Source organism: Streptomyces sp. NEAU-sy36, assembly GCF_013423905.1.
GTDB classification, from domain to species: Bacteria; Actinomycetota; Actinomycetes; order Streptomycetales; family Streptomycetaceae; genus Streptomyces; species Streptomyces misionensis.
This window is the reverse complement of sequence record NZ_CP058977.1, coordinates 438,705-463,826: the sequence shown is the minus strand read 5'-3', so window position 1 is coordinate 463,826 and position 25,122 is coordinate 438,705. Positions and strand designations below refer to the sequence as shown.

Annotated in this window: 16 protein-coding genes; 9 read left to right on the top strand and 7 right to left on the bottom strand. The window is 72.6% G+C overall.

From position 1 onward, the window contains the following. The first annotated feature begins 7 nt into the window (after window positions 1-7). Window positions 8-4,759: a caspase family protein gene (locus HZZ00_RS02120; protein WP_180330613.1), complete on the top strand. Its 4,752-nt coding sequence runs from the start codon at window positions 8-10 to the stop codon at window positions 4,757-4,759. Between the two features lie 3 nt (window positions 4,760-4,762). Here the strand turns inward: HZZ00_RS02120 and HZZ00_RS02115 are convergent, their stop codons facing one another. Next, window positions 4,763-5,404 (bottom strand): hypothetical protein, encoded by a 642-nt coding sequence (locus HZZ00_RS02115; RefSeq protein WP_180330612.1) that lies wholly within the window; start codon window positions 5,402-5,404, stop codon window positions 4,763-4,765. 209 nt (window positions 5,405-5,613) lie between these two features. Here HZZ00_RS02115 and HZZ00_RS38185 point away from each other — a divergent pair, with 209 nt between their 5' ends. Continuing rightward, window positions 5,614-8,226, top strand: coding sequence for an amino acid permease (locus HZZ00_RS38185; protein ID WP_257585620.1), 2,613 nt, complete (start codon window positions 5,614-5,616; stop codon window positions 8,224-8,226). Here the strand turns inward: HZZ00_RS38185 and HZZ00_RS02105 are convergent. Continuing rightward, complete coding sequence (locus tag HZZ00_RS02105) at window positions 8,189-9,394, bottom strand: MFS transporter (protein WP_180330611.1); 1,206 nt, start codon at window positions 9,392-9,394, stop codon at window positions 8,189-8,191. The genes HZZ00_RS38185 and HZZ00_RS02105 overlap by 38 nt on opposite strands. Window positions 9,395-9,477: 83 nt before the next feature. On the opposite strand from HZZ00_RS02105, the gene HZZ00_RS02100 reads away from it, so the two are divergent. From HZZ00_RS02100 to HZZ00_RS02090, 3 genes are all read left to right on the top strand, one after another. Continuing rightward, on the top strand, window positions 9,478-10,473 hold the full coding sequence (locus HZZ00_RS02100) for a helix-turn-helix transcriptional regulator (protein WP_180330610.1): 996 nt from the start codon (window positions 9,478-9,480) through the stop codon (window positions 10,471-10,473). Beyond that, window positions 10,470-10,970: a glutathione peroxidase gene (locus HZZ00_RS02095; protein WP_180330609.1), complete on the top strand. Its 501-nt coding sequence runs from the start codon at window positions 10,470-10,472 to the stop codon at window positions 10,968-10,970. Before HZZ00_RS02100 ends, HZZ00_RS02095 begins: the two co-directional genes overlap by 4 nt. Before the next feature lie 72 nt (window positions 10,971-11,042). Beyond that, window positions 11,043-11,915 carry a MerR family transcriptional regulator gene (locus HZZ00_RS02090; protein WP_180330608.1) on the top strand — a complete coding sequence of 291 codons (873 nt, stop codon included), beginning with the start codon at window positions 11,043-11,045 and terminating at the stop codon, window positions 11,913-11,915. A 109-nt stretch (window positions 11,916-12,024) separates the two neighbouring features. Here HZZ00_RS02090 and HZZ00_RS02085 read toward each other — a convergent pair whose 3' ends face one another. From HZZ00_RS02085 to HZZ00_RS02075, 3 genes are all read right to left on the bottom strand, one after another. Continuing rightward, window positions 12,025-12,216, bottom strand: a complete 192-nt coding sequence (locus HZZ00_RS02085) for a DUF397 domain-containing protein (RefSeq protein WP_070023822.1) — start codon at window positions 12,214-12,216, stop codon at window positions 12,025-12,027. 188 nt (window positions 12,217-12,404) lie between these two features. Further along, window positions 12,405-13,262 carry a helix-turn-helix transcriptional regulator gene (locus HZZ00_RS02080; protein ID WP_180330607.1) on the bottom strand — a complete coding sequence of 286 codons (858 nt, stop codon included), beginning with the start codon at window positions 13,260-13,262 and terminating at the stop codon, window positions 12,405-12,407. Between the two features lie 253 nt (window positions 13,263-13,515). After that, window positions 13,516-14,271 carry a GPP34 family phosphoprotein gene (locus HZZ00_RS02075; RefSeq protein WP_180330606.1) on the bottom strand — a complete coding sequence of 252 codons (756 nt, stop codon included), beginning with the start codon at window positions 14,269-14,271 and terminating at the stop codon, window positions 13,516-13,518. A gap of 196 nt (window positions 14,272-14,467) precedes the next feature. Here HZZ00_RS02075 and HZZ00_RS02070 point away from each other — a divergent pair, with 196 nt between their 5' ends. Continuing rightward, window positions 14,468-17,023 (top strand): D-alanyl-D-alanine carboxypeptidase, encoded by a 2,556-nt coding sequence (locus HZZ00_RS02070; RefSeq protein WP_257585618.1) that lies wholly within the window; start codon window positions 14,468-14,470, stop codon window positions 17,021-17,023. Between the two features lie 206 nt (window positions 17,024-17,229). Then, window positions 17,230-19,221: an MFS transporter gene (locus HZZ00_RS02065; protein ID WP_180330605.1), complete on the top strand. Its 1,992-nt coding sequence runs from the start codon at window positions 17,230-17,232 to the stop codon at window positions 19,219-19,221. Between the two features lie 15 nt (window positions 19,222-19,236). Here HZZ00_RS02065 and HZZ00_RS02060 read toward each other — a convergent pair whose 3' ends face one another. Continuing rightward, entirely contained in the window at window positions 19,237-20,349 is a 1,113-nt protein-coding gene (locus tag HZZ00_RS02060; RefSeq protein WP_070023830.1) for an ADP-ribosylglycohydrolase family protein, read from the bottom strand. 94 nt (window positions 20,350-20,443) lie between these two features. Continuing rightward, entirely contained in the window at window positions 20,444-21,181 is a 738-nt protein-coding gene (locus HZZ00_RS02055) for a TetR/AcrR family transcriptional regulator (protein ID WP_257585617.1), read from the bottom strand. Window positions 21,182-21,297: 116 nt separating this feature from the next. On the opposite strand from HZZ00_RS02055, the gene HZZ00_RS02050 reads away from it, so the two are divergent. Next, window positions 21,298-22,323, top strand: coding sequence for an alpha/beta fold hydrolase (locus tag HZZ00_RS02050; protein WP_257585616.1), 1,026 nt, complete (start codon window positions 21,298-21,300; stop codon window positions 22,321-22,323). A gap of 99 nt (window positions 22,324-22,422) precedes the next feature. Beyond that, on the top strand, window positions 22,423-25,095 hold the full coding sequence (gene haaT, locus HZZ00_RS02045) for a cyclophane-containing RiPP biosynthesis TPR protein HaaT (RefSeq protein WP_180330603.1): 2,673 nt from the start codon (window positions 22,423-22,425) through the stop codon (window positions 25,093-25,095). Window positions 25,096-25,122 lie beyond the last annotated feature (27 nt).

The window sequence follows — 25,122 nt, the reverse complement described above, 5'->3', positions numbered from 1 at the left end:
GAGCGCGATGAACGGCTCGTACCGTGCCTTGCTGATCGGGGTGCCGGCCTACCGCGACCCCGGCATCACCGATCTGCCCTTCGTCAAGGACGACGTGGCGGAACTGACGGAGGCGCTGACCGCCGTCGGGTACCAGGTACACGTACACGACATCGGCGAGACCGACCGGGAGAGCATCGACGACGCCGTCGAGGCGTTCTTCCAGAGCGCCGCCGAGGGACAGACGCTTCTGCTCTACCTCAGCGGTCACGGAATCCACCACGGCGGCAAGGACTACCTCGTCCCCAAGGGAGCGCGGCTGGCGTCCCACGACTTCCGCGGCAAGTGCCTCTCGCTCGACTTCAGCCACTACGTCGAACGCAGCCACGCGGGTGACGTGATCGTGTTCGTCGACGCCTGCCGCGAGGGGGTCGACCAGGGCGCGATGTCGGTCGGCAACACCGTCGGCTGGTCCAACATGCGGGTCAGACGGGTCGGCGAGCGCCACTACTGCCATGTGTACGCCTGCTCGCCGGGGGAGCGCGCCCACTACACCCGTGCGGGCAACAGCACCTTCAGCATCTTCTCCCGTGCCCTCAGCACCGTGGTGGCGGACGAGACGGGCCCGAGCACGCTGCGCGAGCTCAAGGACCGGCTGCAGAGCGCGACGGACACGCTGACGGCCGAGCACGGGCTGTACCGCCAGCAGATCAGGGTGCGCACCGAGACGGAGACCGACGACTTCGTCGTCTTCGTCCGCCCCGACCGCACCGCCCACGGGGACGCGGGCGAGCACGGCTGGGTGAAGGCGGCCCGCAAGCATCCGGCGTGGCACCAGGTCGGCGACGCCGACGGTGCCGAGGCCATGCACGCGGCCGCCATGGCCCTCGTCGCCAGGGTCGCGCGGCAGTCGGCCCGGGACGAGGCCCTGCTGGCCGAGGACCCCTGGCGGCCGACCGGTTTCACCGAGCGGATGGCCGGTGGGGTGGGCTGGCTGCTGACGAAGGTCCTCAATCCGGAGAAACTGGCCCTGTCCCCGGCCGAGGCCGTCCTGCTGGTCACCGTGCCCTATCTCTACGTGGCCTGCGCCAACCACGCCGCGGTGCGGGCGCTGGAGGTCGGACCGACGAACCTCGGCCATGTCGCCCATCCGAGCGCGGCCCGCGCGAGCTACGAGCAGTTCTTCCACAACCGGCAGCGGCTGACGCGCCGCGCCGTCCTCGCGGCCCGGCCGCCCCGCGGGGACGACCACGCGGCCGGCATCGCCTGGTGGCTGTTCCGCCGCTGGCTGGCCCGCAAGCCCGGCGGATTCGAGGACGAGCTGCTGAACAGCCTGATCGGCCCGGTCGAGAACCTGCTGGAGGACGTCCCGGGCGACGACGACCGCGCGCTGATCACCGAGCTGTTCGAGCTGGGCACCCTGCCGATGCTGCTGCGCTCGCTGCGCACCTCCTTCGACTCCACCACCATCCGGCCAAGGCGTCAGCTGGCCGGCGGCGCCGAGGTGGAACAGCAGGTCCGGGAGCAGCTGCTGGTCGTCCTGCTGACGGTGGCGCACCATCTGGCGATCGACCCGATCCTGCTGCCGGACGTCGTCGTGGAACACCTGGGCATCAGCTACTCGGTGGACATGGAGGAACTTCACCGGACCCTGAAGTCGGCGCGCTGGCACCAGCACGGCCGCACCCGGGTGCTCAACGCGGACTGCCACCATCCGGCGATCGGCCTGGCCCTGCGCCAGCAGGCCGCCGCCTTGGACGCGCTGCTCGGCGCGGTCGACATCCAGGCCGGCGGCGAACCCCAGCTGGAGCCGCTTCAGGACCTGCCCGCGCACGCCACCGCCGACCAGGTGCGGCCGGCCGTCGACGCCGCGGGAAAGCCCGCGTACGAGTCGACCGATCTGCGCTTCCGGCTCGCCGACGACCGCATCCAGGAACTGCTCATGGGCGAGCAGTTGTACGGCGATCCGGCGCTGGCGGTCCGGGAGCTGTACCAGAACGCCCTGGACGCCTGCCGCTACCGGCAGGCCCGCACCGCGTACCTGCGGCGGCGCCACCCCGAGCTGCCCGACTGGTCGGGGCGCATCACGTTCAGACAGGATGTCGACGGCAGCGGACGCGCGTACATCGAGTGCACGGACAACGGCATCGGGATGGGGGAACGCGAGCTGCGGGAGGTCTTCTCGCACGCCGGCATGAGCTTCGCCGACCTCCCCGAGTACCTCGACGAACAGGCCGAGTGGCGCAAGGCGGGCATCGAGATCCACCCCAACAGCCGGTTCGGCATCGGCGTGCTCAGTTACTTCATGATCGCCGACGACATCTCGGTGACCACCTGCCGCATGGACCGCGAGGGACACCCCGGCCGGCGCCTCCAGGTGGACATCGCCGGGCCGGGGTCCCTCTTCCGCATCCGGGACCTGGGACGGGGGCACGAGGCGCAGACGACCGTACGCCTGTACCTCCGCCCCTCCGCCAAGGTCCCGTCGTGCACGGACCTGCTGCGGCGGCTGCTGTGGATCTCCGAGTACGCGGTGGTCGCCGAGGACGCGGAGACCCGGTACGAGTGGGAGCCGGACGTGCTGTCGCCGGTGGCGCCGCTGGGCGGCGACGATCCGCACGACGGCAACGCGTCGCGCTTTCCCGACACCGTGGTCAGCGCCGCGAGCCGTCCGGACGTGTGGTGGACGAACACGCATGGCGGTGTCCTCGCGGACGGGGTGTGGATCGGTGTTCCGCTGTTCGGAGCCGTGGTCAACCTCACCGGGAAGCAGACGCCGAAGCTGACCGTCGACCGCAGACGCGCGCTGAGCGACGACACGGCGTATGTCCTGCGACGCCTGCACGAGGAGGTCCCGGCGCTGCTGCGGCCGCGGTCCACGGTCTTCGGCCACGGCTGGTTGTCGGAACTGGTCGGCCACCATCCCGCGCTGGCGGACGCGATCGCCGAGGCGGCGGTGGCCTGCCGGTACGCCCCCTGGGAGACAGGCGGGCACGAGCTGGACATCACCGCGGTGGGGTGCTTCCCTCCCGACGCGCAGATCCTGTCCGGCGCGATCTGGGCGGAGCGGACCATGGCGAGTGTTCCGCGGCCCGTCGTCGAGTGGCGGATCAGAGCCGGGGTCGCGGCAGGGGCGTTTCCCGGAGTGACGCTCACGGCCTCCGAGGCGGTGGTGCGCGCGAGGCCCACCGACACCGGTCTGCTGAGGATCTCGGACCCTTCCGAGGGTCCGGAACACTTCGCGAGGCTGCACTACTCGGACGATTGGCTCGATCCCGGGACGCCCGTGCCCTTGGGGCACGTGCTGGAGTTCGCGCACATAGTGGGTTGCAGTCCGCGCGAGGCGGCGGACAGGCTCGTGGAACTCGGCTTCCGGCTGCCGGCCGGTACCGTGCTGCCCGAGGAGGTCGTGACATCCGATCTGCTCATTCTCAGCCGCGATGTCGACGGGAATCCGCCGTGGCTGGGCACCGACCCGGTTCCCCTGGGGCATGTGATGGTGGCGGCCGAGCGAACGAAGCGCCGACCCGCCCAGGTGGCGGCCAGACTCGGGGAACTCGGGCTGCGGCTCGCCGAGGGAACCGTGCTGCCCGAGACCGCCGAGCCCGGTGACTCGCACCTCCTCGGCGGGGGGCCGGCCCTGGGGGTGCCGCCCTGGCTGGATACGGGTGACCAGGTGCCCCTGGGACGCGTGCTGTCCGTGGCACAGAGACGAAAGCGCAGGCCTGCGGATGTGGTGGCCCGGCTCACGGAACTCGGGCTGCGCCTGCAGGGAGAAGCCGTGCCGCCCGCGTTCGTGGAGCCGGAAGACCTGATCATCCTGCGCCGAGGCGGCATCTCCAATCTGCCCACGTGGTGGAGCGGCAACAGACCGGTGCCCCTGGCGCACGTGCTCGTGGTCGCCCACACCCTGGCATGGGCCCCGCGGGAGGTGGCCGCCAGGCTGGAGCAGCTCGGCCTGCGTCTGCACGAGGGTGCCGTGGTGCCCGAGGCCGTGGACCCCGGAGATCTCGACCTGCTTGTCGTCGATGGATCCGCTCGCAAGAAGGAGTGGGTGAGCTTCACGAAGCCGCTTTCGCCAGGGCATGTGCTGGCAGCGGCCGAGCGGACGAAGCGCCGTCCCGCGCAGGTCGTGGCCAGGCTCGGAGAACTCGGGCTGCGCCTTCCGAAGGGCACCGTGCTGCCGGACGTCGTCGAACCCGACGACCTCTTGATCAGCAGCGAAGAGCTGGACCGGTGTCCGCCTTGGCTCCACGGGAGCAAACCGGTGCCGTTGGGGCATGTGCTGGCGGCGGCGGAGCGGACCAAGCGCAGTCCGCGGGACGTGGCGGCCCGGCTCGCGGCCCTCGGACTGCGGCTCACCGCCGGAAGGGTGGTGCCCGAGGCCGTCGGAGTGGATGATTCGGCCATCCTCAGCAACGATGTCGACCACTTGGCGCCTTGGCTGGACGATGCGGTGCCAGTGCCGTTGAGCCATGTGTTCCAGGCGGCCGCCCAGTTGCGGTGTCGCCCCTCTGAGGTGGCCTCCCGGTTCGAGGCACTCGGCCTGCGGGTGGCGGACGATGCGGACCGGTTCGAGAGAATCGAGTACGACGATCTGCGGATGCTCAGAGACCGCGAGAACGGGTACCGATGGCTGGACAAGGAGACCACGGTCGACCTGTACCGCGTCTTCCAGACCGCCGTCCTCAACGAACGCCCCCTGCCCGAGGTCGCCCACCGCTTCCGCGAGCTCGGGCTCCCCTTGGCCGGGGACGCGGTCTACGACCGCGACCAGTGACCGTCAGTACCGCTCCGCCTTCGCCACCACCGCCGTCAGCCGTGGCTCCGGGGGCTGGTGGCTGATGGCGTAGGGGTGGACCGTCTGGCCGGCGCGGACGTTCTCCGCGCCGACGTAGCGGGTCTCCACGACCTTGCCCTGTGCGTCGCGGAAGTCGATCTGGACGGCGAAGTTCGCGGTGCGGTCCGAGGAGTTGTGGATGTTGACGTGGGCGGCCTGGAGGTCGCCGACCTCGGAGCGGGGGATGCCGCTGAGGGAAACGTCGGAGGCGGCGTTGCCCCGGCCCTGTACCTTCGCGAGCCGCTGGTGTGCCTGCTGGTTCGCCTGTTCGGTGCGGGCGGCGACCGAGGCCTCGAACTCGTCGGCCCGTGCCGACGCGGAGGCGGCCGCGGCCGAGGCCGACGCGCGGGCCGAGGCGATGGCGGAGGAGGCGGCCGAGGACAGCGGGGAGGGCGGGGTGCCCGTGAAGGACTCGGTGGCGGGGGCCGTGGGGCGGGGGGTGAACGTCGCGCCGCCGCCCTGGTTGTTGCCGCCGCCGCCACAGGCCGCCAGCGTCAGGGTGAGCGCGGTGGCCAGTACCGCCGCGGCAGCGCTCGCGCCCCGGTACCGCAGCCGTCGTCCGCCCCTCGACACGCCGCTACCCATGGCATCCGTTCCCTTCCGCCAACCCGTCGATGTCCGGTTGATCCGTGATCGCCTCACTATCGGCAGGTTCATGCTGCCCCACGTGGTCCGCTCCCGCGACCGGGACGGGGAGGGTGGGGGACCGGACGGGGACGGCACCGCTCCTCTGTATTTGCACCCCCGTCGGCCCCGCGTTGGAATCGAATGTGAGGCTTTTCGGGAGCGGTGCCGTGTCCGGGAGCCGGCCCGCTCCGGGGTCCGAGGCCGGACGCAAGGGGCTGCGCGGAAACTCCCTGGGGATGTTCTCCTCGGTCGCCATGGCGCTGGCGTCGGCCGGACCGGCGTACAGCCTCGCGGCCACGCTGGGGATCATCGTGGCGGGGGTCGGGCCGCAGGCGCCGGTCGTGACCATGCTGGCGTTCGTGCCGATGCTGCTGATCGCGTACGCCTTCCGGGAGCTGAACGCGGGCAACGCGGACTGCGGCACCACCTTCACCTGGGCGACCAGGGCCTTCGGGCCGCGCACCGGGTGGATGGGCGGGTGGGGGCTGATCGTCGCCAACATCATCGTGATGGCGAACCTCGCCACGGTCGCCGGTGCCTACGGATACCGGCTGGTGGGCCTGCGTGAACTCGGCGAGAGCCGGCTGTGGGTCACCGTCGCCGGGATCGTGTGGATCGGTGTGCTCACCGGGATCTGCTACGTCGGCATCCACGTCTCCGCCGTCGTACAGCGCTGGCTGCTGTGCCTGGAGGTCGCCGTGCTGCTGCTGTTCGCCGTCGCCGCGCTGGTACGGGTGTACGGTGATCCGCCGCCGACCGCGATCCACGTCTCCGCCTCCTGGTTCAACCCCTTCGAGGTGTCCTCCGCCCGGGCCCTGACCTCGGGGCTGCTCGCGGGCGTCTTCATCTACTGGGGCTGGGACACCGCCGTGTCGGTCAACGAGGAGACCGTGGACAGCACCCGCGTCCCCGGGCGCGCCGCGGTCCTGTCCCCCGTGCTGCTGCTGGTCCTGTACGGGCTGGTCGCCACCTCGGCGCAGGCGTTCGCGGGCGTCGGTTCCACCGGCATCGGGCTCGGCAACAGGGACCGTTCGGACGATGTGTTCTCGGGTCTCGGCGAGGCCGTCTTCGGCAGTCACGACGCGGGGCTGCTGCTGGCCCGGCTGCTGATCCTGATGGTGCTGACCTCGGCACTGGCCTCCGCCCAGACCACCATCCTGCCGATGGCCAGGACCGTCTTCTCGATGGCGGTGCACAAGGCGGTGCCGGCCCGGTTCGCGCGGGTGCACCGCCGGTTCCTCACCCCGACCTGGGCCACGCTCGGCATGGGCGCCGCCTCCGTCGCGCTGCTGGTGCTGCTGACGTCGTTCAGCCACAACGTGCTCGCCGACACGGTCGACTCGGTGGGCCTCGCGATCGCGTTCCAGTACGGGCTGACCGGGTTCGCCTGCCTCTGGCACCACCGCAAGGTCCTCACCCGCAGCCCCCGGGACCTGATCTGCAAGGGCCTGATGCCGGGGCTCGGCGGGCTGATCATGGCCGCGCTGTTCCTGTACGCCGCCTTCGTCGTCTACGCCCGGCCGGGGTACGGCGCCGGCACCGTCGACCTGCCGCTGATCGGGCCGACCGGCGGGGTGACCGTCCTCGGGCTCGGCGCGCTTCTGGTCGGCTTCCTGCTGCTGCCGGTGGTCACCCGGGGCCACAGCGCCGCCCTCAAGCTCCAGCGCAGCCTGCTGCCGGGCAGGCTGCTGCCGCAGACGGCCTGTGACACGGCGAGCCGCTATCTGCCCGCGGACAACGGTTCGGGGGTGGGCGGCGACTGGTACGACGTGATCCCGCTGTCCGGGGCCCGGGTGGGGCTGGTCGTCGGGGACGTGCTCGGGCACGGGCTGCCCGCCGCCGCCACCATGGGCCGGCTGCGCACCGGCCTGCGGGTCCTCGCCCGGCTCGACCTGGCCCCGGACGAGGTCCTCACCCGGCTGGACGACCTCGCCGAGCAGAGCGCGCGCGAACGCGCCCCCGTGCCGGGGCACGTCCCGGGCCGCACCCCGCCGCCCGCCGACGAGTCCATGGTGACCTGCCTGTACGCGGTGTACGACCCCGTCTCCGGCTGGTGCAGCATGGCGCGGGCGGGCGGCCCGCCGCCGGTGGCGGTGGACGGGGACACGGGGGTGGCCCGGGGCCTCGACGTGCCGCCGGGGCCGCCGCTCGGCGTCGGCGGCCTGCCGTACCGGACCACCGAGCTGCGGCTCGCCCCGGGCACCCTGCTGGCCCTGTTCACCGGCGGCCTGCTCCAGACGGCCGACCGGCAGGACGCGGGGGTACGGCGGCTCGCCGACGTCCTCGCCGGCCGGGGGGCGCCGCTGGACCAGCTGTGCGAGCGGGCGGTGGGCGCCCTGCTGCCGGGGGCGGTGGACGAGGACGCGACGCTGCTCCTGGCCCGTACCCGGCTGCTCGACCGCACCCGGCTCGCCCAGTGGGAGCCGGCCGCCGATCCCGCCGCGGTCGCAGCGCTGCGCAGCAGTGTGAGCAAGCAGCTGGACGACTGGGGCCTGGCCGAGCTGGCGTTCACCACCGAGGTCATCGTCAGCGAACTCGTCACCAACGCCATCCGTTACGTCGGCGGCCCCATCCAGGTGCGCCTGATCCGCGACCGCACCCTGACCTGCGAGGTCTCCGACACCGGGCACACCACCCCGAATCTGCGGCACGCGGCGAGCGACGACGAAGGGGGCCGGGGGCTGTACATCATCGCCCAGATGACCCACCGCTGGGGCACCCGCTACACGCCCACCGGCAAGGTCATCTGGGCCGAGCAGTCGCTGCCGCCGCCCGCATAGGGGCGTCCAGGCGGGCACGGCGGCCCGCCGCGGCCAGCGCCAGCGTCACGCACACCGAGCCCGCCGCCATCACCGCCATCGCGGTGGCGGGCGAGGTCAGCTGCGCCACCGCGCCGGCCAGAGCCGCGCTCACGCCCTGCATGGTCAGCATCCCGGAGGAGTGCAGCCCGAGTGCCTGCCCGGCGAGTTCGCCCGGGGTCCGCTCCATCAGCAGCTCCTGCTGCACGAGGCTCGCGCCGAAGCCGACGGAGGCGATGGTCACGCACACCGCCGCGACCGGCGGCGACGGGTGCGCGCCGAACGCCAGGTACGGCACCGCGAGGACGAGCAGCAGCGGCGTGGCGAGCCCGCGCCGCACCCGGGGCGGCAGCAGCCGGCCCACCGTCACGTCCCCGGCGAACATCCCGAACGCCCCGCAGGCGAACAGGGTCCCGGCGGCGTGCGGGGCGTACGACACGTACAGGGACTCGCAGCCGACCACCAGGCCGTTGGGGATCCACAGCCCCAGATAGGTGAGGCGGCGCGAACGGGACGACCACAGCTCGGCGTTGGCGCGCCAGGTGGCCGCGGCGGACGGGCGGCCCGCGGTGCGGGGCGGCCGGGCGGAGAGGCCGAGGCGCTGGACGGCCGCCGCCGCCAGGTACAGGGCCGCCGACAGGAGGAGGCAGACGCGGGGCGACAGCGCGGCCAGCAGCGCGCCGCCGGTGGCGAACCCGGCGATCTGCGTCAGGCCGCTCATCATGTTGAACAGCGAACGCCCGGGCAGATAGCCGTCCTTGGCGAGGATCTCGTTGAGCAGTCCCCAGCGGACCCCGCCGCCCAGCGAGGCCACCAGGCCCAGTACCAGCAGCAGCGCGAAGACCGCGCCGACCGGCAGTCCCGGCAGCGCCTGGAGCGCAGTGCCGGCCGCGAAGACGAGCGCGATCGCGGACAGGGCCGTACGCGGCGGCAGCCGGTCGGCGCCCGACAACAGGACGGTGGCGCCGAGGACTTGGGCGAGCGAGGGGCCGAACATGCTCACCGCCGACAGCAGCGGGGAGCCGGTGGCCCGGTAGACGAGGGTGCCGAGGGCGAGCCCGCCGACGGTCTGGGCGGCGGTCTGCGCGGCCGTACCGAGGAAGAGCGGGGTGAACTCCGGGGCGCGGAACAGGGATCCGTAACTGGGCATACCGGGAGTCTCGGGCGGGCGGGCGCGGACCGGTTAGTGTTTCGCGGCAGCGCGAAAGGCCGACGACAGGCACCGGGGGGACCGTGGGCTGGTGGCAACTCAACGCGGACACGCTCGCGCGCAGCAGGTTCGTCGTCTCGCCGCTCGCGGAGACGTTCGCGCGGCTGAAGCTGCTGCACGCGGGCGACGCGGCGCATCCCGGGGAGCGGGAGTGGCTGCGCGAGCACCTGCCCGGCTACCGCGCGCTGCTGGCGTCCGAGCCGGTGACGGGCAGGCTGGTGCGGGCGGGACTGGGCCGGGAGTGGATCGCGGACTTCCTGACGCCGACGCCGCGCGCGGACGAGGAGTTCGCGCGCGAGGTGGCCCGGGTGCGTTCGGTCGCACCGGAGCTGGCCCGGGCGCATCTGCGGACCTCCCTCGCCGGGCCGCTGCCCGCCGCGCTGGACCGCGACGACCTGCCCGAGCGGGCGGCCGCCCTGCTGGAGTGGGTGTGGGAGGAGACCGTACGGCCGTACTGGGCGCGACAGCGGCGGGTGCTGGAGGCGGACGTGCTGGCGCGGACGGCGCAGGCCGGCCGGGCCGGCTGGGCGAGCGTGCTGGACTCGCTGCGGCCGGGCCGCACCCGGTGGCTCGGGCAGAACCGGTTCCAGATCAACCGGCACGAGTACCCGCCCCGCGAGATATCCGGCGCCGAGATGGTCTTCGTGCCGGTGACCCCGCAGCGGCACGGCTGGGTGTCCTGGGACGACGGCGAGCGGTACGCGGTGATCTACCCCTGCGCCGGGGTGCTCGCCGGCACCGGCGACCGGGCCGTCCCGGCGGGCCTCGGCGCGCTCCTCGGCCCGGCCCGCGCGGGCGTCCTGGTGCTCCTCGACTCACCCCTGACCACCACCCAGCTGACGGCGGTGACCGGGCAGGGGCTGGGCTCGGTGGGCCGCCATCTGAAGGTGCTGCGGGAGGCGGGGCTGGTGACGCGGCGGCGGGCCGGGCGGGCGGTGCTGTACGGCCGTACGGCGGCGGGGGACGTACTGGTCGACGCCGCCGCTTCGGGCGCGGGGCGCATACCATCACGCCCATGACGACTGCTGACCACACCGTGCTCGATGTCGAGATCGGCGCCCTCACCGGCGGCGCCGCGAACCTGCCGCAGTACGCGGGCAAGGCCGTGCTGATCGTGAACGTGGCCTCCAAGTGCGGCCTGACCCCGCAGTACACCGGCCTGGAGAAGCTCCAGGAGCGGTACTCCGCACGCGGTTTCACCGTGCTCGGCGTGCCGTGCAACCAGTTCCTCGGGCAGGAGCCCGGCACGGCCGAGGAGATCGCCGAGTTCTGCTCGGCGACGTACGGCGTGACCTTCCCGCTCACCGAGAAGGTGGAGGTGAACGGCGAGGGCCGGCACCCGCTGTACCGGCGCCTCGTCGGCTTCGCGGACGCCGAGGGCCACAGCGGCGACATCCGCTGGAACTTCGAGAAGTTCCTGATCGGCCGGGACGGCGAGGTCGTCGCCCGGTTCTCGCCGCAGACCGAGCCGGAGTCGGCGGAGGTCGTCGCAGCGATCGAGGCGCAGCTCGGCTGACCGCCGCCCCTTGACCTTGCCCCTGGGGCAGGGCGGAGCGTCCCTGTCGCCGGGCGGGAAGGAACCCGCCCGGTGACGGAGGATGACACGGTGCACGAGGAACCGCTCACCATCGGCGCGTTCGCCGCGCGGGCCCGGCTGTCCGCGAAGGCCCTGCGGCTGTACGACCGGCTCGGTCTGCTCGCCCCGGCGTACGTCGACGAGGCGAGCGGCTACCGCTACTACCGCGTCGATCAGGTCGAACGCGCCCGTCTGGTGGCCCTGTTGCGGCAGCTGGACATGCCACTGGCCCGGATCGCCGAGGTGGTCGGGGCCGAGGGCGCCGAGGCGGCCGGACTGCTGGCCGCCTACTGGGCGGACGTGGAGTCCCGGGTGGCCGGGCAGCGGACCCTCGTCGAGTACCTCCGTGGACGACTGTCGGGGAGGAGCTCCGAGATGTACGGGAAGTTCGTGATCGAGACGGTGGACGTGCCGGCGCAGGTGGTGATCACCGAGACGCGGCACACGCTGGCGGACGAGCTGCCGGCGTGGATCGGCGCGTCGCTGGGCCGGCTGGAGGCGGCCGCCCGGGAGTGCGGGGGTGTCGCCGGGGCGCCGTTCGTCGTCTATCACGCCGAGGTGTCGATGGAGAGCGACGGACCCGCCGAGACCTGTGTGCCGGTGGCCGACGAGGCGGCGGCGCGGGCCTGGGTGGAGCGGCGGGGCCGGGTCCGGGAGACCCGGGTGCGGGTGGAGCCGGCGGCCCGGCTGGCGTACACCCGGATCACCAAGGCGCAGGTGGCGCATCCGCAGATCCTCGCCGCGTTCGAGGCGGTCGAGGAGTGGCTGGCCCGGGAGGGCCTGGAGACGGCCGGCTCCTGCCGCGAAATCTACTTCGCGGACTGGGCGGCGGCGGGACCCGAGGACCCGGTGTGTGACGTGGCGTTCCCGGTGCGGGCCCGCTGAGCCGGAGCACGAGCGAGCCCTCTCGGCAAGGACGGCGACTGGTCGAGAGGGCTCTTGGGTGGTGCATGTGCGGTTGTGGTGCTCGGAACGAGGGTCAGGGGCGAGCCCCTTACGCCTTCACCGAGGCCACGAAGGCGTTCCACGCGTCGGCCGGGAAGGCCAGGACCGGGCCCTCGGTGACCTTGGAGTCGCGGACGGCGAGCTCGGCCGTGGCGGGCGACTTGACCTCCACGCAGGCGCCGTTGCCCGCGGAGTAGGAGGACTTCATCCACGTCTCGGAAGCGCCCTGAATCAATGCCATGTCCACTCCTGTGTGCGAGTTGCGGTAGTGCGGTTCGCGCCAACCGCGATGACCGATTGGCGTGATCGACGCTACCGGGCAACTCCCGGGACGGGAGGGGCCGTTCACTCGACCGGATGGCATATTCCAGGGCTTCCTTCCACACAGGCGCACTCACCGTGTAGGATCACGCGCCGCCGTGGCGGGGCCTACTGCGCGTACTCCTTCGCCATCCTGTCGATGAGCTGCCGGGACGCCTCCACGTTGAGGGACTGCGCCCGCAGGTGCTCGTACATCACCGCGTACTTCTGCACGTCCTGCGCCTTCTCCAGGTAGAGGTCGCTGGTGACGCCCTCCAGGTAGACCACGCTGGAGTCGGCCGTGTCGGTGAACTCCAGGATCGCGTACTGGCCGTTGAGGCCCGGGTGGGCACCCACCTCGAACGGCAGCACCTGCACGGTGACATGGGGCAGGTCCGCCAGTTCCAGCAGCCGCTCCAGCTGTTCGCGCATCACCAGCCTGCTGCCGACGACCCGGTGCAGCGCCGCCTCGTCCAGCACCACCCACAGGCGCAGCGGGTTGGCGGGGTCGTTGATCCGGTCCTGGCGGCGCATGCGCACCCGGACGCGCTTCTCGATCTCCGCGCTCGACGTCTCCGGCAGCGCGCCGCGCACCAGCGCCTCGGCGTAGGCCGGGGTCTGCAACAGGCCGGTCACGATCTGGGGTTCGTAGACCCGCAGCGACTCGGCGTCGGTCTCCAGGCCGATGTAGACGCTGTACGGAATGTCCCCGAAGGTGTGCCACCAGCCCTGCTGCCGGGAGTCCCGGGCCATCTCCATCAGCGAGTCGACGATCCGCTGGTCCTCGACCTCGTAGACCCCGCACAGATCGCGCACGTCGCGCTGGCTGATGCTGCGGCGGCCGTTCTCCAGGCGGCTGATCTTCGACTGCGACACGAGCAGGCGCTCGGCGACCTCCTCGGCCGTCATGCCCTTCTGCTCGCGCAGTCTGCGCAGCTCCTGGCCCAGCCGGCGCCGCCTGACGGTGGGATTGACATTGGACGCCACAGGACGTGCACCTCCGGCTGCTGCCTGTACTGACACTTTCCGTATCTGCTGCTGAGCAGATTGCCACCAACGCGCTTGTCACCGCTGGGAAATGCTGGATATGCGGCACGTGTACGCGTCGGTTCGGGCGTCAGTTCGCGAGGTGCGCCGGGGACGGGATCGCGGCCGAGCGGGGGACGGGACCACAGGGTCCCGCCACCCCGCCCGGCCGGGCGGCTCCCGAACCGGGTTCGTGGGCGCGGGCGTTACGGCCTCAGTGCGCCACGGCGCGCGCCATGGAACCGTGGCGCGGCTGCATCGGCACCCCGTGCGCGGGTTCGGGCGCGGAGCGGGCACCGGGCGCGGCCGGCCGGCCCGGTGCGGCCGGGCCACGGCGCGGCGGCGCGGCCGCGCCGTTCTGCACGTCCATCACGGCGTGCGCGACGAGCCCGCCCATCGGGTCGTGCCGGATCAGGTCCCGCAGCCGGGAGCGGGACGATCGGCCCTCGTTCCCCGGGTACAGGTGCTTGCCCAGCCCGACGGCGTGCGCCAGGGCGGCGAGCGCCGCGGTCCGCGGGTCCGGCGGTACGCCGGTGCGGATCGCGGAGTCCAGCCGGGCACGGATCTCCCGGCTGATGGCGGTGTCGGTCGCCTGGTACCGCGTCGTCGGCAGCACCCCGCACATCTGGCCGGGCACGGCGGCGACCATGCCACACCGCTCCAGGTGCGAGAGGTACGTCTGGCGCAGCCCCAGCCGGGGCCCGCCGATCCAGTGGACGGCGCGTACCGGAGCGCCGCGCCTTCGCAGCAACTCCAACGCGCAGTCCAGAGTTGGATCTCCTGTCGGCCGTGGCACCACCACGGCGATACGATCCCCGTCTGGGGCTATCCGTCCGGCCAGCGCCAGCTCCACTAGCTGTGCACCGGCCAGACCGAGGTCGAGCGACTGCGGCTGCGCAGTGGTACCCGTGGCCGGGTCCAGTGCCAGCAGCAGAAGCTCCTCCGGAAGTGTTCTGCGGCTCCTGCCCATCCATGCCTCCCCGCGTGGATGAATGACAGGGTGACCCCTCTCACATTGGTCTGTCGAGGGTGCGTGACCGGTTCGTGAGGGAACCGGTAGGTATGTCGTTCTCGTCTACCACAGGGGCCAAGCCCTCACACAGGACACTGGTACATGGTTCGGACAGGGCGCGCGCGTGGGCGTGCGGCGCATGGAGGAGGCATCGGTGGCGGGCGAGTCCCCCGACAGGTCGAAGCAGCGTCAGTCGTCGGCAGGAGCGACGTCGGGGAGCGCGGGTTCGGTTCCCGAGGCGCGTGATCCGCGCCTCGCGGTCGCCCGGGAAGCCGGGGAAAAGGATTCCTCGAACGGCGGCGCGGACACCGCGACGAAGGTTCTCTCGGTCCGCGCCGCCGAGCCGCTCGAAGAGGACACCGCGCTGAACCGCGCGGTCTCCTCGTGGGTCCGGGACGCGGACGGGGCCGGGAAGGACTCGGGCGCGGGCGCGAAGGACGCGGACGAGGCGGACGGGGCGGACGGGGCCGGGAAGGACGCGGCGGGGGCCGCCGCCGAGGGCGCGGACGAGGCCACGGAGGACGGGAAGGGGTCCGGGAAGGACACCGGCGGGCCCGAGGAGGCCGAGGGTACGGCGCAGGCGGGCGCCGGGGCCGAGGACGACGACGCGGAGGCGGACACCGGTCCCAAGGGCGCGGCTCCGACTTCCGGGGCCGCCGAGGACGCTGACGCCGCGTCGGAGGAGGACGCGGGCGACGAGTCCGGCGCGAAGGCCGAGGACGTGGCCGGGGCGGAGTCCAAGGACTCGAAGGACGCGACGGACGCGACAGACTCGCAGGACGCGAAGGACGCGGAGACCGTCGACGGCCAGGAGGCCGAGCAGCGCGACGGGAAGGCGGCCGAGGCGGACGCGGCGGGCACCGCGGAGGCCGAGGACGACGACGCGGACGTGAAGGCGAGCACCGACGCCGACGCCCCCGCGAAGAACGACGCCGCGAAGGCCGACGCGGACGCGGACACCGCCGCCGACGCCGAGAGCGACCGCGGGAGCGACGCCAAGAGCGGCACCAAGAACGACGACGCGGACGCCGAGGCGAGCCCCGCCCAAGCCGAGGACGACGCCGACGCCGACGCCGACTCCGACTCCGACGGTGACGGTGACGGCGGCAAGGAGCCGCGGAAGCCGGCCGCGGGCGGTGCGGGCGCGAAGAAGGCCGGGGCCGCCGCCGAGGCCGCGTCCGCCCCCGCCGCGGGCGTCGACCAGCCGACCACCGCCTTCAAGGCCGTCAAGCCGAAGCCCGGCCAGATCGACCAGCCCACCACCATGCTCAAGGTCGGCGGCAAGGACCGGCCCGCCGAGACCGATGCCGAGCGCACCAGCAAGTTCGTCGCGCTGAAGGACGACGTCAAGGCGGAGGCGAAGCCCGCCGACGAGAAGACCACCGCCGTCCCCCAGGTCGGCCCCGAGCGCACCACCCAGCAGCCGCTGCCCCCGAAGCCGCCGCTGGACCTCCTCGCCGAGCTGACCAACACGCCGCCGCCTCCGGAGACCCCGGTCCGCACCCTCGTGCGGAGGGTCAAGATCTGGACCCCGCTGGTCCTGCTGCTGGTGATCATCTTCGCGGTCGTACAGGCCCTGCGCCCGCTCCCGTCCCCCACCCTCGCGCTCACCGGGAAGGACAGCTACACCTTCGACGGCGGCCGGGTGGACCTGCCGTGGCCGAACGAGGGCCAGGGCTGGATGGACGTGGACGGCCTCGGCACCATGGGCGACTTCGGCAAGCAGACGCCCGTCGCCATCGGCTCGGTCGCCAAGACCATGACGGCGTACATCATCCTGCGCGACCACCCGCTCAAGCCGGGCCAGGAGGGCCCGAAGATCAAGGTGGACCCGACGGCGGAGAAGGAGGGCGGTTACAGCAAGAGCGGCGAGTCCACCCTCAACACCGTCAAGGCCGGTGACCACCTCACCGAGAAGCAGGCCCTGTCGGCCGTGATGATCCCCTCCGCCAACAACATCGCCCGGCTGCTGGCCCGCTGGGACGCGGGCTCGGAGGCGGCGTTCGTGAAGAAGATGAACGCCACCGCCAAGGAGCTGGGGATGACCGGTACGACGTACACCGACCCCTCGGGCCTGAAGGAGACCACCGTCTCCACCGCCCACGACCAGGTGCGGCTCGGCCGCGCGGTGGTCAAGCAGCCGGCCCTGGTCGCCATCACCAGCGCCGCCAGCTGGACCGACCCGACCGGCCACAACTGGCCGAACTACAACTCGCTGCCCTACTGGGTCGGCGCGATCGGCATCAAGACCGGCACCACCACCGCGGCCGGCGGCAACCTGCTGTTCGCCGCCCGCAAGAAGGTCGGCGGGCAGACGGTCACCGTCGTCGGCGCGATCCTCGGCCAGCACAAGCCCTCGATCCTGGACACGGTCAACGAGGTCAGCAAGACGGCGCTGCTCGGCGCCGAGCACGCGCTGACCTCGGCGCAGATCCTGAAGAAGGGCGACGTGGTCGGCTACGTGGACGACCGGCTCGGCGGCCACACCCCGATCGTGGTCACCCGGGACGTCACCGCGGTCGGCTGGTCCGGCCTGAAGGTCAACCTGTCCTTCAGCTCCGGCACCGTTCCGCACACGGCGAAGGCCGGCACCGAGGTCGGCACGCTCACCGTGGGCGACGGCACGACGGCCGGGGTGAAGGTCCCGGTGGCCCTCGCCCGGGACCTGACCGAGCCGGGCTTCGGCGCGAAGCTCACCCGCCTGGGCTGAGCACGCCATCGCACCACCCCACGGCCCGCCCACGCACCCCGTCACGGCGCCCCACCCGGGAGCCCCGTGGCGGGGTGCGTGCTAGCGTCACGAATCGGGGCAGGTCGCCGGTTCCCGGGACAGGGCCGCGAACTGGACGAGAAGCGGCCGGGGACACCGAGGGAAACGGCCGAGAACAGAAGACGGGACACGGGGAGTGCCTTCAGGTGGCCACTGCGGAGCCGACACGCGCCGACGACGCCGAACCGGGCCCGGGATCCGGCCCACGAATACGCCTGTCCACGCCTGACGCGGACACCGGCGCGCACAGACGCGACCGAGCGCGGGACCGCGCCGGAGCGGACGGCCGTGCGGGAGTAGACGGCCGTGCCGGAGCGGTCGGCGGCGCGGGCTCGGGCACGGGCAAGGACGGCGGTAAGCGAGCCGGCGGCGCCGGAGCGCCCTCGGACGGCGCCACCCGGCCGGGGAGCGCCCTCGCGCGCCTCCTCGCGCCCCTGGACCCCCTGCGCGCCCGCATGCTGCGCCACCCGGTCCTGTGGGTCACCGCGCTCGCGGGCGTCCTGCACATCGTCTGGTTCTTCACGTTCGCGAACAGCGGTGGCGATCTCGCCGCGCAGGACGCCTGGGCGGAGTTCGTCGGCCGGCACCCGGACTCGGCGTACAACCTCGCCTGGTACGGGGGCATGCACCCGGTGTCGTACAGCGTGGTCTCGCCGTACCTGATGGCCGTCCTCGGCGTCCGTACGACCATGATGATCTCCGGGACGGTGTCGGCGGGCCTGCTGACGCTGATCCTGATCCGCAGCCGGGCGGTGAAGAACCCGCTGTGGGCCGCGCTCGCCGGGGTCTTCGCGCTGCTGTGCAACGCGATGTCGGGGCGGGTGACGTTCGGGCTCGGCACGATGTTCGCGCTCGGCGCGGTGGCGGCCGTGTTCTGCTGGCCGTACCGGTGGCGGCACAGACGCTGGGCGAAGGCCGCCGTGGCCGCCCCGCTGGCCGGCCTGTCCACCATGGCCTCGCCGGTCTCCGGGCTGTTCGTCGGCCTGGTCGCGGTCGCGCTGTTCCTCCAGAAGCGGCGGCCGGGCGCGTGGGCGCTGGGGCTCGCTCCCGCGGCGGTGGTGGCCGCGTCGTACTTCCTCTTCCCCTTCTCCGGCACCCAGCCGATGACCATCGGCTCGGTGAGCCTGCCGCTGCTGTACGGCCTGCTGTGCCTGTTCCTGGTGCCGCGGAAGTGGGTCACCGTCCGGCTGACGGCGGCCGTCTACAGCTTCTCGGTCGTGGCGGTGTGGGTGGTCAGCTCGCAGATCGGCTCGAACATCTCGCGGCTGCCGATGCTGTTCGCGGGTGCGACGCTGATCGCGGCGCTGCCGTTCACGGTGCCGAGGTCGCGCAAGTGGTACGCGACCGTGGTGGCCTTCCTCGGCTTCGTCGGCTGGATCGGCTACAAGTCGGTGGACGACATGATCCACACGACCCCGGCCGCGTCCTGGGCCCACGAGCTGGCCCCGCTGGTCAACCAGCTCCAGAAGGTCGGCGCCGAGCGGGGCCGCGTCGAGGTGGTCCCGGCGCGCTCGCACCGCGAGGCCTCCGCGCTCGCGCCGTACGTCAACCTGGCGCGCGGCTGGAACCGGCAGGCCGACATGGAGCGCAACCCGCTCTTCTACGACGACACCCTCAACTCGGCGAACTACCACGAGTGGCTCCAGCGGTGGGCCGTGCACTTCGTGGTGCTGCCCCGGGACAACCCGGACGGCGACGGCGGCGAGCGCGAGCGGGAGCTGCTGCGGCGCGGGATGCCGTATCTGACGCAGATCTGGGGCGACGCCAACTGGCAGCTGTTCCGGGTGACCGACCCGACGCCGCTGGCCGAGCCGAACGCGGTGGTGGACCGGGCCGAGCAGGGCGAGATGACGCTGGAGGTGCGCGAGGCCGGGCGGATCCTGATCCGGATCCCCTACTCGCCCTGGCTCAGCGTGGTCGACGCCCACGGCAAGAGCCTGAAGGCCCCCCAGGCGGTCCCCTCGGCGCCGGGCGCGGAGAAGAAGTACCGCAACGTCAACGGCTGTCTGATGGAGACCCCCGAGGACGCCAACGGCGACAAGTGGACCATGCTGATCGCCCCGCACCCGGGCACGTACCACCTGGCGGCCCCGTACCAGCTGCCGCGCGGCACGCCGTGCCCCGATGCCCTGAAGTGACGCGCGCCGCCGGGGCTATCGCGGGTACCGCGCGAGCCACCCCGGCGACGACCCGGCGGGCCCGTGCAGGGCGGGTCCCTGGGTCATCTCCATGGCGAAGTCGTCGGCGAGTTCGAGGAGGGTGGGGCGGCCCTCCAGTTCGGCGAGCCAGGCCGGGGGGAGGGCGGTCTCGCCGTGCAGGGCGCCGAGGAGGCCGCCGGTGAGGGCGCCGGCCGCGGCGGAGGGGCCGCTCTGGTTGACCGCGAGGCACAGGCCGTGCCGTACGTCCTCGCCGACCAGGGCGCAGTAGACGGCGGCCGCGAGCAGCCCGTCCGCGGTGCCCTCGCCCGTCAGCTCCTCCACCCGCGCCGGGTTCGGCATCCCCTGCCGCACCGTGCCGAGCGCGTGCTGGAGGGCGTCGGAGACCGGCTGGTGGCCGGGGCGGACGGCGAGCAGGGCGAGGGCCTGCTGGACGGCGCCGTCCAGGCTCTCGCCGCGGGCGAGGCCGTGCACGATCACGGCGTACGCGCCCGCCGACAGACAGGCGACGGGGTGGCCGTGGGTCTGCGCCGCGCACTCCACGGCGAGCTGGACCACGAGCTGGGGCTCCCAGCCGACCAGCAGCCCGAAGGGCGCCGAGCGGGCCACGGCCTCTGGCCCCTGCGCACCGGGGTTCTTGGGCCGCTCCAGCGTGCCCATCCGGTCGTCGCCGAAGCCGATGAGCAGCGGTCGGGTCGGCCCGCGGCGGGCGTACAGCCACTCCTCGCGCGCCAGCCAGCCGTCCTCCTCGCGGCGCTCGTCGGGGCCCCAGTCCCGCTGGGTGGCGGCCCAGCGCAGATACGCGCGGTGCAGATCGGTCGGCGGGTGCCAGGCGCCGGTGTCGCGGCGCACCTGGGCCCGGATCAGCCCGTCCACGGTGAACAGTGTCAGCTGGGTGTGGTGGGTGACCGTGCCGCGCCGGCCGTGCCCCACGGTGAGGTCGAGCAGGCCCTCGGGACCGTGCGCGGCGCGGATCTCCTCCAGCGTGAGCGTGTCGACGGGCCCGCCCAGCGCGTCGCCCACCGCTGCGCCCAGCAGGGTGCCGCGCACCCGGCTGCGGAAGTCCTGCTGCTCGGCTCGGCCCCAGACGGCACCGGTCGTCGTCGCCACCCAGACCCTCCTCCGGCACCGCCCGCCCGTACGACGGTGGCACTCTAATCGACCGGGTACGGCCCGTTCAGCGACTCAAAGCGACCCTCACGGGTCATTCACGCCCGTCGATGACCGCTTCGACCCCGTCCAGAATCCGGTCGAGCCCGAATTCGAGCGGATCGATGCCGTCCGGCTGGAACGCACCCTCGGCGATCACCTTGGTGAGGGCCGGGAACCGGTCGGCGTGGCGGGCGAGGAGGCCGGCGGAGAGGCGGTCCCACTCGGCGTCCTGCTCCGCCTCGTAGTCGCGGCGCTGCTGCGCGACGTTGCGGACGAGCCCGATCAGCAGCAGGAAGGTGTGGTGCCGTCGGATGCCGTCGAGCCCGGTCGGCTCCAGTACGGCGAGTGCCGCGTCCAGCCAGCCCAGCTGGCCGGGGCCGAGGAGCCCGCGGCGCATGGCGGTGGCGGTGAGCAGCCAGGGATGGGTGGCGTAGACGCGCGCGCACTGGCGGGTCCACTCCCGGACGCCGGCCCGCCAGTCCCCCTCCCGGACCCCCGACAGATCGGGCCCCTCCCCCAGCACCGAATCCACCATCAGCTCGACCAGTTCGGTCTTGCCGGGGACGTACCGGTACAGGGCCATGGCGGAGACGCCGAACCCGGCGGCGACCCTGCTCATGGAGACGGCGTCCAGCCCCTCGCGATCGGCCAGTTCGGCCGCGGCGGCGGCGATGCGCCGCGGGTTCAGCTTCGGCTTCGGCCCGCGGGTGGGCCGCTCCTGCTCGCCCCACAGCAGCGCGAGCGTCACCCGGGGGTCTCGCTCCCCGTCCGGCTGTTCCTTGCTCCGCACGACCACGAAACCCTCCGAATCCCTTGCCCGCCAAGGCGGTTGACCCCGCCCGCCGACTGTATATACCGTAAACCCACCGCAACAGCTGACGGCATAAACAGTTTAGGGGGAACACTGTGCTGCTGACCTATCGCGCCCTCAGGCGCCGCGCCCTCGCCAAGACCCTGCGCATCTCCGCCTCGCACGGCATCGACGAATCCTCGTTCGTCCCCATCGGCGGCATCGACCAGTGGGTCTCGGTCCGCGGCGAGGACCGGTCCAACCCGGTGATCCTGGAGATCCACGGGGGCCCCGGCGCCTCCAACCTGATCCACATCCCGCGCACCCGCGCCTGGGAACGCCACTTCACGATCGTCCGCTGGGACATGCGCGGCGCCGGCAAGACCTTCTCGGCCCACGGACCCTCGGGCCAGGGCGAGTTGACCCTGTCCCGCCTCTACGCGGACGCCCTCGAACTCACCGACCACATCCGCGCCCGCCTCGGCGTGCCGAAGGTGCTGCTGCTCGCCAACAGCTTCGGCACCGTCACCGGTCTCCGCCTGGCCCGGGACCACCCAGAGCGCTACTCGGCGTACGTCGGCACGGACCAGAACATCATCGCGGGCGGCCGGGACAGTTCCGCGTACGACGCCCTGCTCACCCGCCTGCGCCGGTCGGGCAGGCGCAAGCCGCTGTCCCGGCTCACCGCGCTCGGCCCGGACCACACCGCCTGGTCCCCCGAGGAGTGGTCCCGCTACGCGAAGACCGTGGTCACGACCGACCCGCTGACCTACGACACCATGAAGACGGTCGTCGTCCGCTCCCTCTGGTTCTCCCCCCTCCACACCCTGCGCGACCTGCGCGCCTACCTGAAGGGCATGACCTTCTCCGAACAACTCGGACCCCAGGCCATGTCGTTGGACGAATACGCCGAGGGCACCGCGTTCGACCTCCCGGTCTTCCTCTTCCAGGGCGCCGACGACGTCCTCACCCCACCGGCCCCGGCCCGCCGCTTCCACGACGCCCTCACCGCCCCGGTCAAGGACTTCGCCCTCATCCCCGACGCCTCCCACTTCGCCTCCTTCCGCCACCCGGACCATTTCCTCGACCTGCTGCTGACGAGGGTGCGGCCGGTGGTGACGGGGACGGGGGAGGAGGGGTGAGATCAGGCCGGATCACCGCGACGGGGGACACGGCCTTGACCCGGGTCCTCGACGGCTGGTCCGCTTGCCTCTCGGGCTGGGACGGGGTTCGGGGGGCACATGAGGATCAGGCGGGGTGCGGCGCTCGCCGCGGTCGCCGTCGTCGGCGTGGTCACGACGACGCTGGCAGGCCTCGTGACCAACGTCGTTTCGGCTCAGTCACGTTGGCCACCCTGGCTGCGCTGGTTACAGGTCCGCCCCTGGTTGTCGTTCGTCATCCTCGGAGCCGTCACCGCCGGACTGGCGGCCATGCTGGCCGTGCTGGACGACCGACGCTCCGGGCGGCGGGACGGTGAGCCCCCGGCACACACCGGCAACACCGCCGATCCGCCCGATGCCGCGCTCGTCCTGCGGTCGCTTCCGCGTGACACCACGGCCTTCACCGACCGATCGGCCGAACTCGCCGCGCTGCGAGACTCCGTACATGCCGCGCAGGAGGCCGGTTCGGCACTGCCCGTCCATCTGATCGACGGTATGCCGGGCGTGGGCAAGACGGCCCTCGCCGTGCACGCCGCCCACATCCTGTCCGCGCGTTTCCCGGACGGGCAGCTCTTCGTCAACCTCAACGGGCACACGCCCGGCCGCACCCCCGTACAGCCCGGCGAGGCACTGGCCGCCCTGCTCACCGCGGCGGGGGTGCCGACGCACCAGATCCCCGTGGGCGACGACATCGGCGCGGTCACGGAAGCACGCGCCGCCATGTGGCGAAGCAGGCTGGCGGACAAGAAGGCGCTGCTCATTCTCGACAACGCCGCCGGATACCGGCAGTTGGAGCCGCTGCTGCCCGGCGGGGGCGGCTGTCTGGTGCTGGTGACCAGCCGGAAGCGGCTTGCCGGACACGAAGAGGTGATCCTGCCGGTCGACGCGCTGCCGCCGCGGCACGCGGTGGAGCTGTTCGTACGGCTCAGCGCCCGGTCGGCCGACGAGCTGGACCACGGCGTGCTGGACGAGCTGGTGCGACTGTGTGGTTACCTCCCCCTGGGGATCTCACTGCTCGCGGCCCGGCTGCGCCACCATCCCTCCTGGAGCGCCCGCGATCTGTACGAGCGGTTGGTGGCGGCCCAGGACCGGCTGGGCGAACTGCGTTCCGGGGAGCGCGCCATCACCGCGGCCTTCGACCTCTCCCACCGGGATCTCCCTCCGGAGCGGCGGCGCTTCTTCCGGCGGCTCGGCTGTTACCCGGGCACCGATCTCGACGCGTACGCCGGTGCGGCCCTCGGTGAGGTCTCGGTCGCCGAGGCCCGCCGGCACCTGGACGGTCTCTATGACGACCACCTGATCGAGGAGCATCCTGGGAGCCGCTACCGATTGCACGACCTCCTGCGCGACTACGCCCGCGGTCTCGCCGTCGAGGGAGACGACATGGACCACCTCCAGGCCGTCCAGCGCGTGTGCGCGTACTACCTCTGCGCACTCGCCGTCGCCAACGAGCACCTCGTCCGCAGCGGCGCCATGGTGCCGCCGCCTCCTGATGGGGCCCGGCGGCTGGAGACCCCGGCCCTCACATCGCGGGTGGACGCGCTGAGCTGGCTGGAGAACGAACGCGCGAACATACTGGCCTGCATCCGGCGTGCGCACGGTCTCTCTCTGTACGACACCGTCATCCGGATGGCCGTGGCCATGGCTCCCTTCCTCCGCCAGGCCGGACCCTGGGACCAGGCCGTCGGGCTGCACCGGACCGCGGCCGAGGCAGCCCGCCGGACCGGCGACGAACAGGCACTGGCAGACGCCCTCGCCGAACTGGGGGTGGTGCGGCGCTTCATGGCCGCCTACCCGGACGCCGTCGCGGCCCTGGACGAGGCGGTTTCGCACTACGACGCCGTCGGGGACCTGCGCGGCAAGGCGGACGCTCTGAACCAGCTGGGCATCGTCTGGTACCTGACCGCCGACAACGAGGACGCGGCGCGCGCCCAGACCGATGCGCTCGGCCTCTACCGCCGGCTGGGGTACCGGCTCGGTCAGGCGAACGCGCTCGCCGATCTCGGCATGGTCTGGCGGCAGACGAGCCGCTTCGACGCCGCGATGGAGACGCAGAGCGAGGCCCTGGCGATCTACCGGGAACTGGGCGACCGCTACGGGGAGGCGAACTCGCTCCGTGACCTGGGTGTCGTGCACCGCCTCCTGGGCGCCTACGACCGGGCCGCGCACCACCACCGGCAGGCGTTCGACATCTACGTCGACCTGGACGACCGCGAACACCAGGCGTACGCCCTCAACGAGCAGGGCGTGGTGCGGCGCCTCACCGGGGATCCGGAAGGGGCGCGGGCAGCACACCGCCAGGCCCTGACCTACTTCACCGAGCTCGGCGACCGGTACGGCAGGGCGAACAGCGTCCTTCTGCTGGGCGTGGTGGAGCGGGCATCCGGGAATGCCGCTGCGGCGCTTTCCCAGTCGGAGGAAGCGCTGGCCACCTTCCGGGAACTCGGCAGCCGCGGGGGTGAGGCCGCCGCGCTGAGCGAGCTGGGCGTGGCACGTGGGATGCTCGGCGACCCGGCTGCCGCCACCGACGCGTTCGCGCGCAGCCTGGAGATCCTCCGTGCGCTCGGCAACCGGTACGGCGAAGCCGAAGTACTCAACAACTGGGGGACGTTGCTCGCCGACACCGCCCCAGACACCGCCCGTGACCATTTCCGGCGTGCGCTGGCCCTCGCGCGGGACATCGGCAGCCCACTGGAGGAGGCGCGGGCGACGGAAGGCGTCGACCGCTGCGACCGTACGGCCGAGCATGGCTGAAATATCCGTTACGGCAAGGCGGTTGGC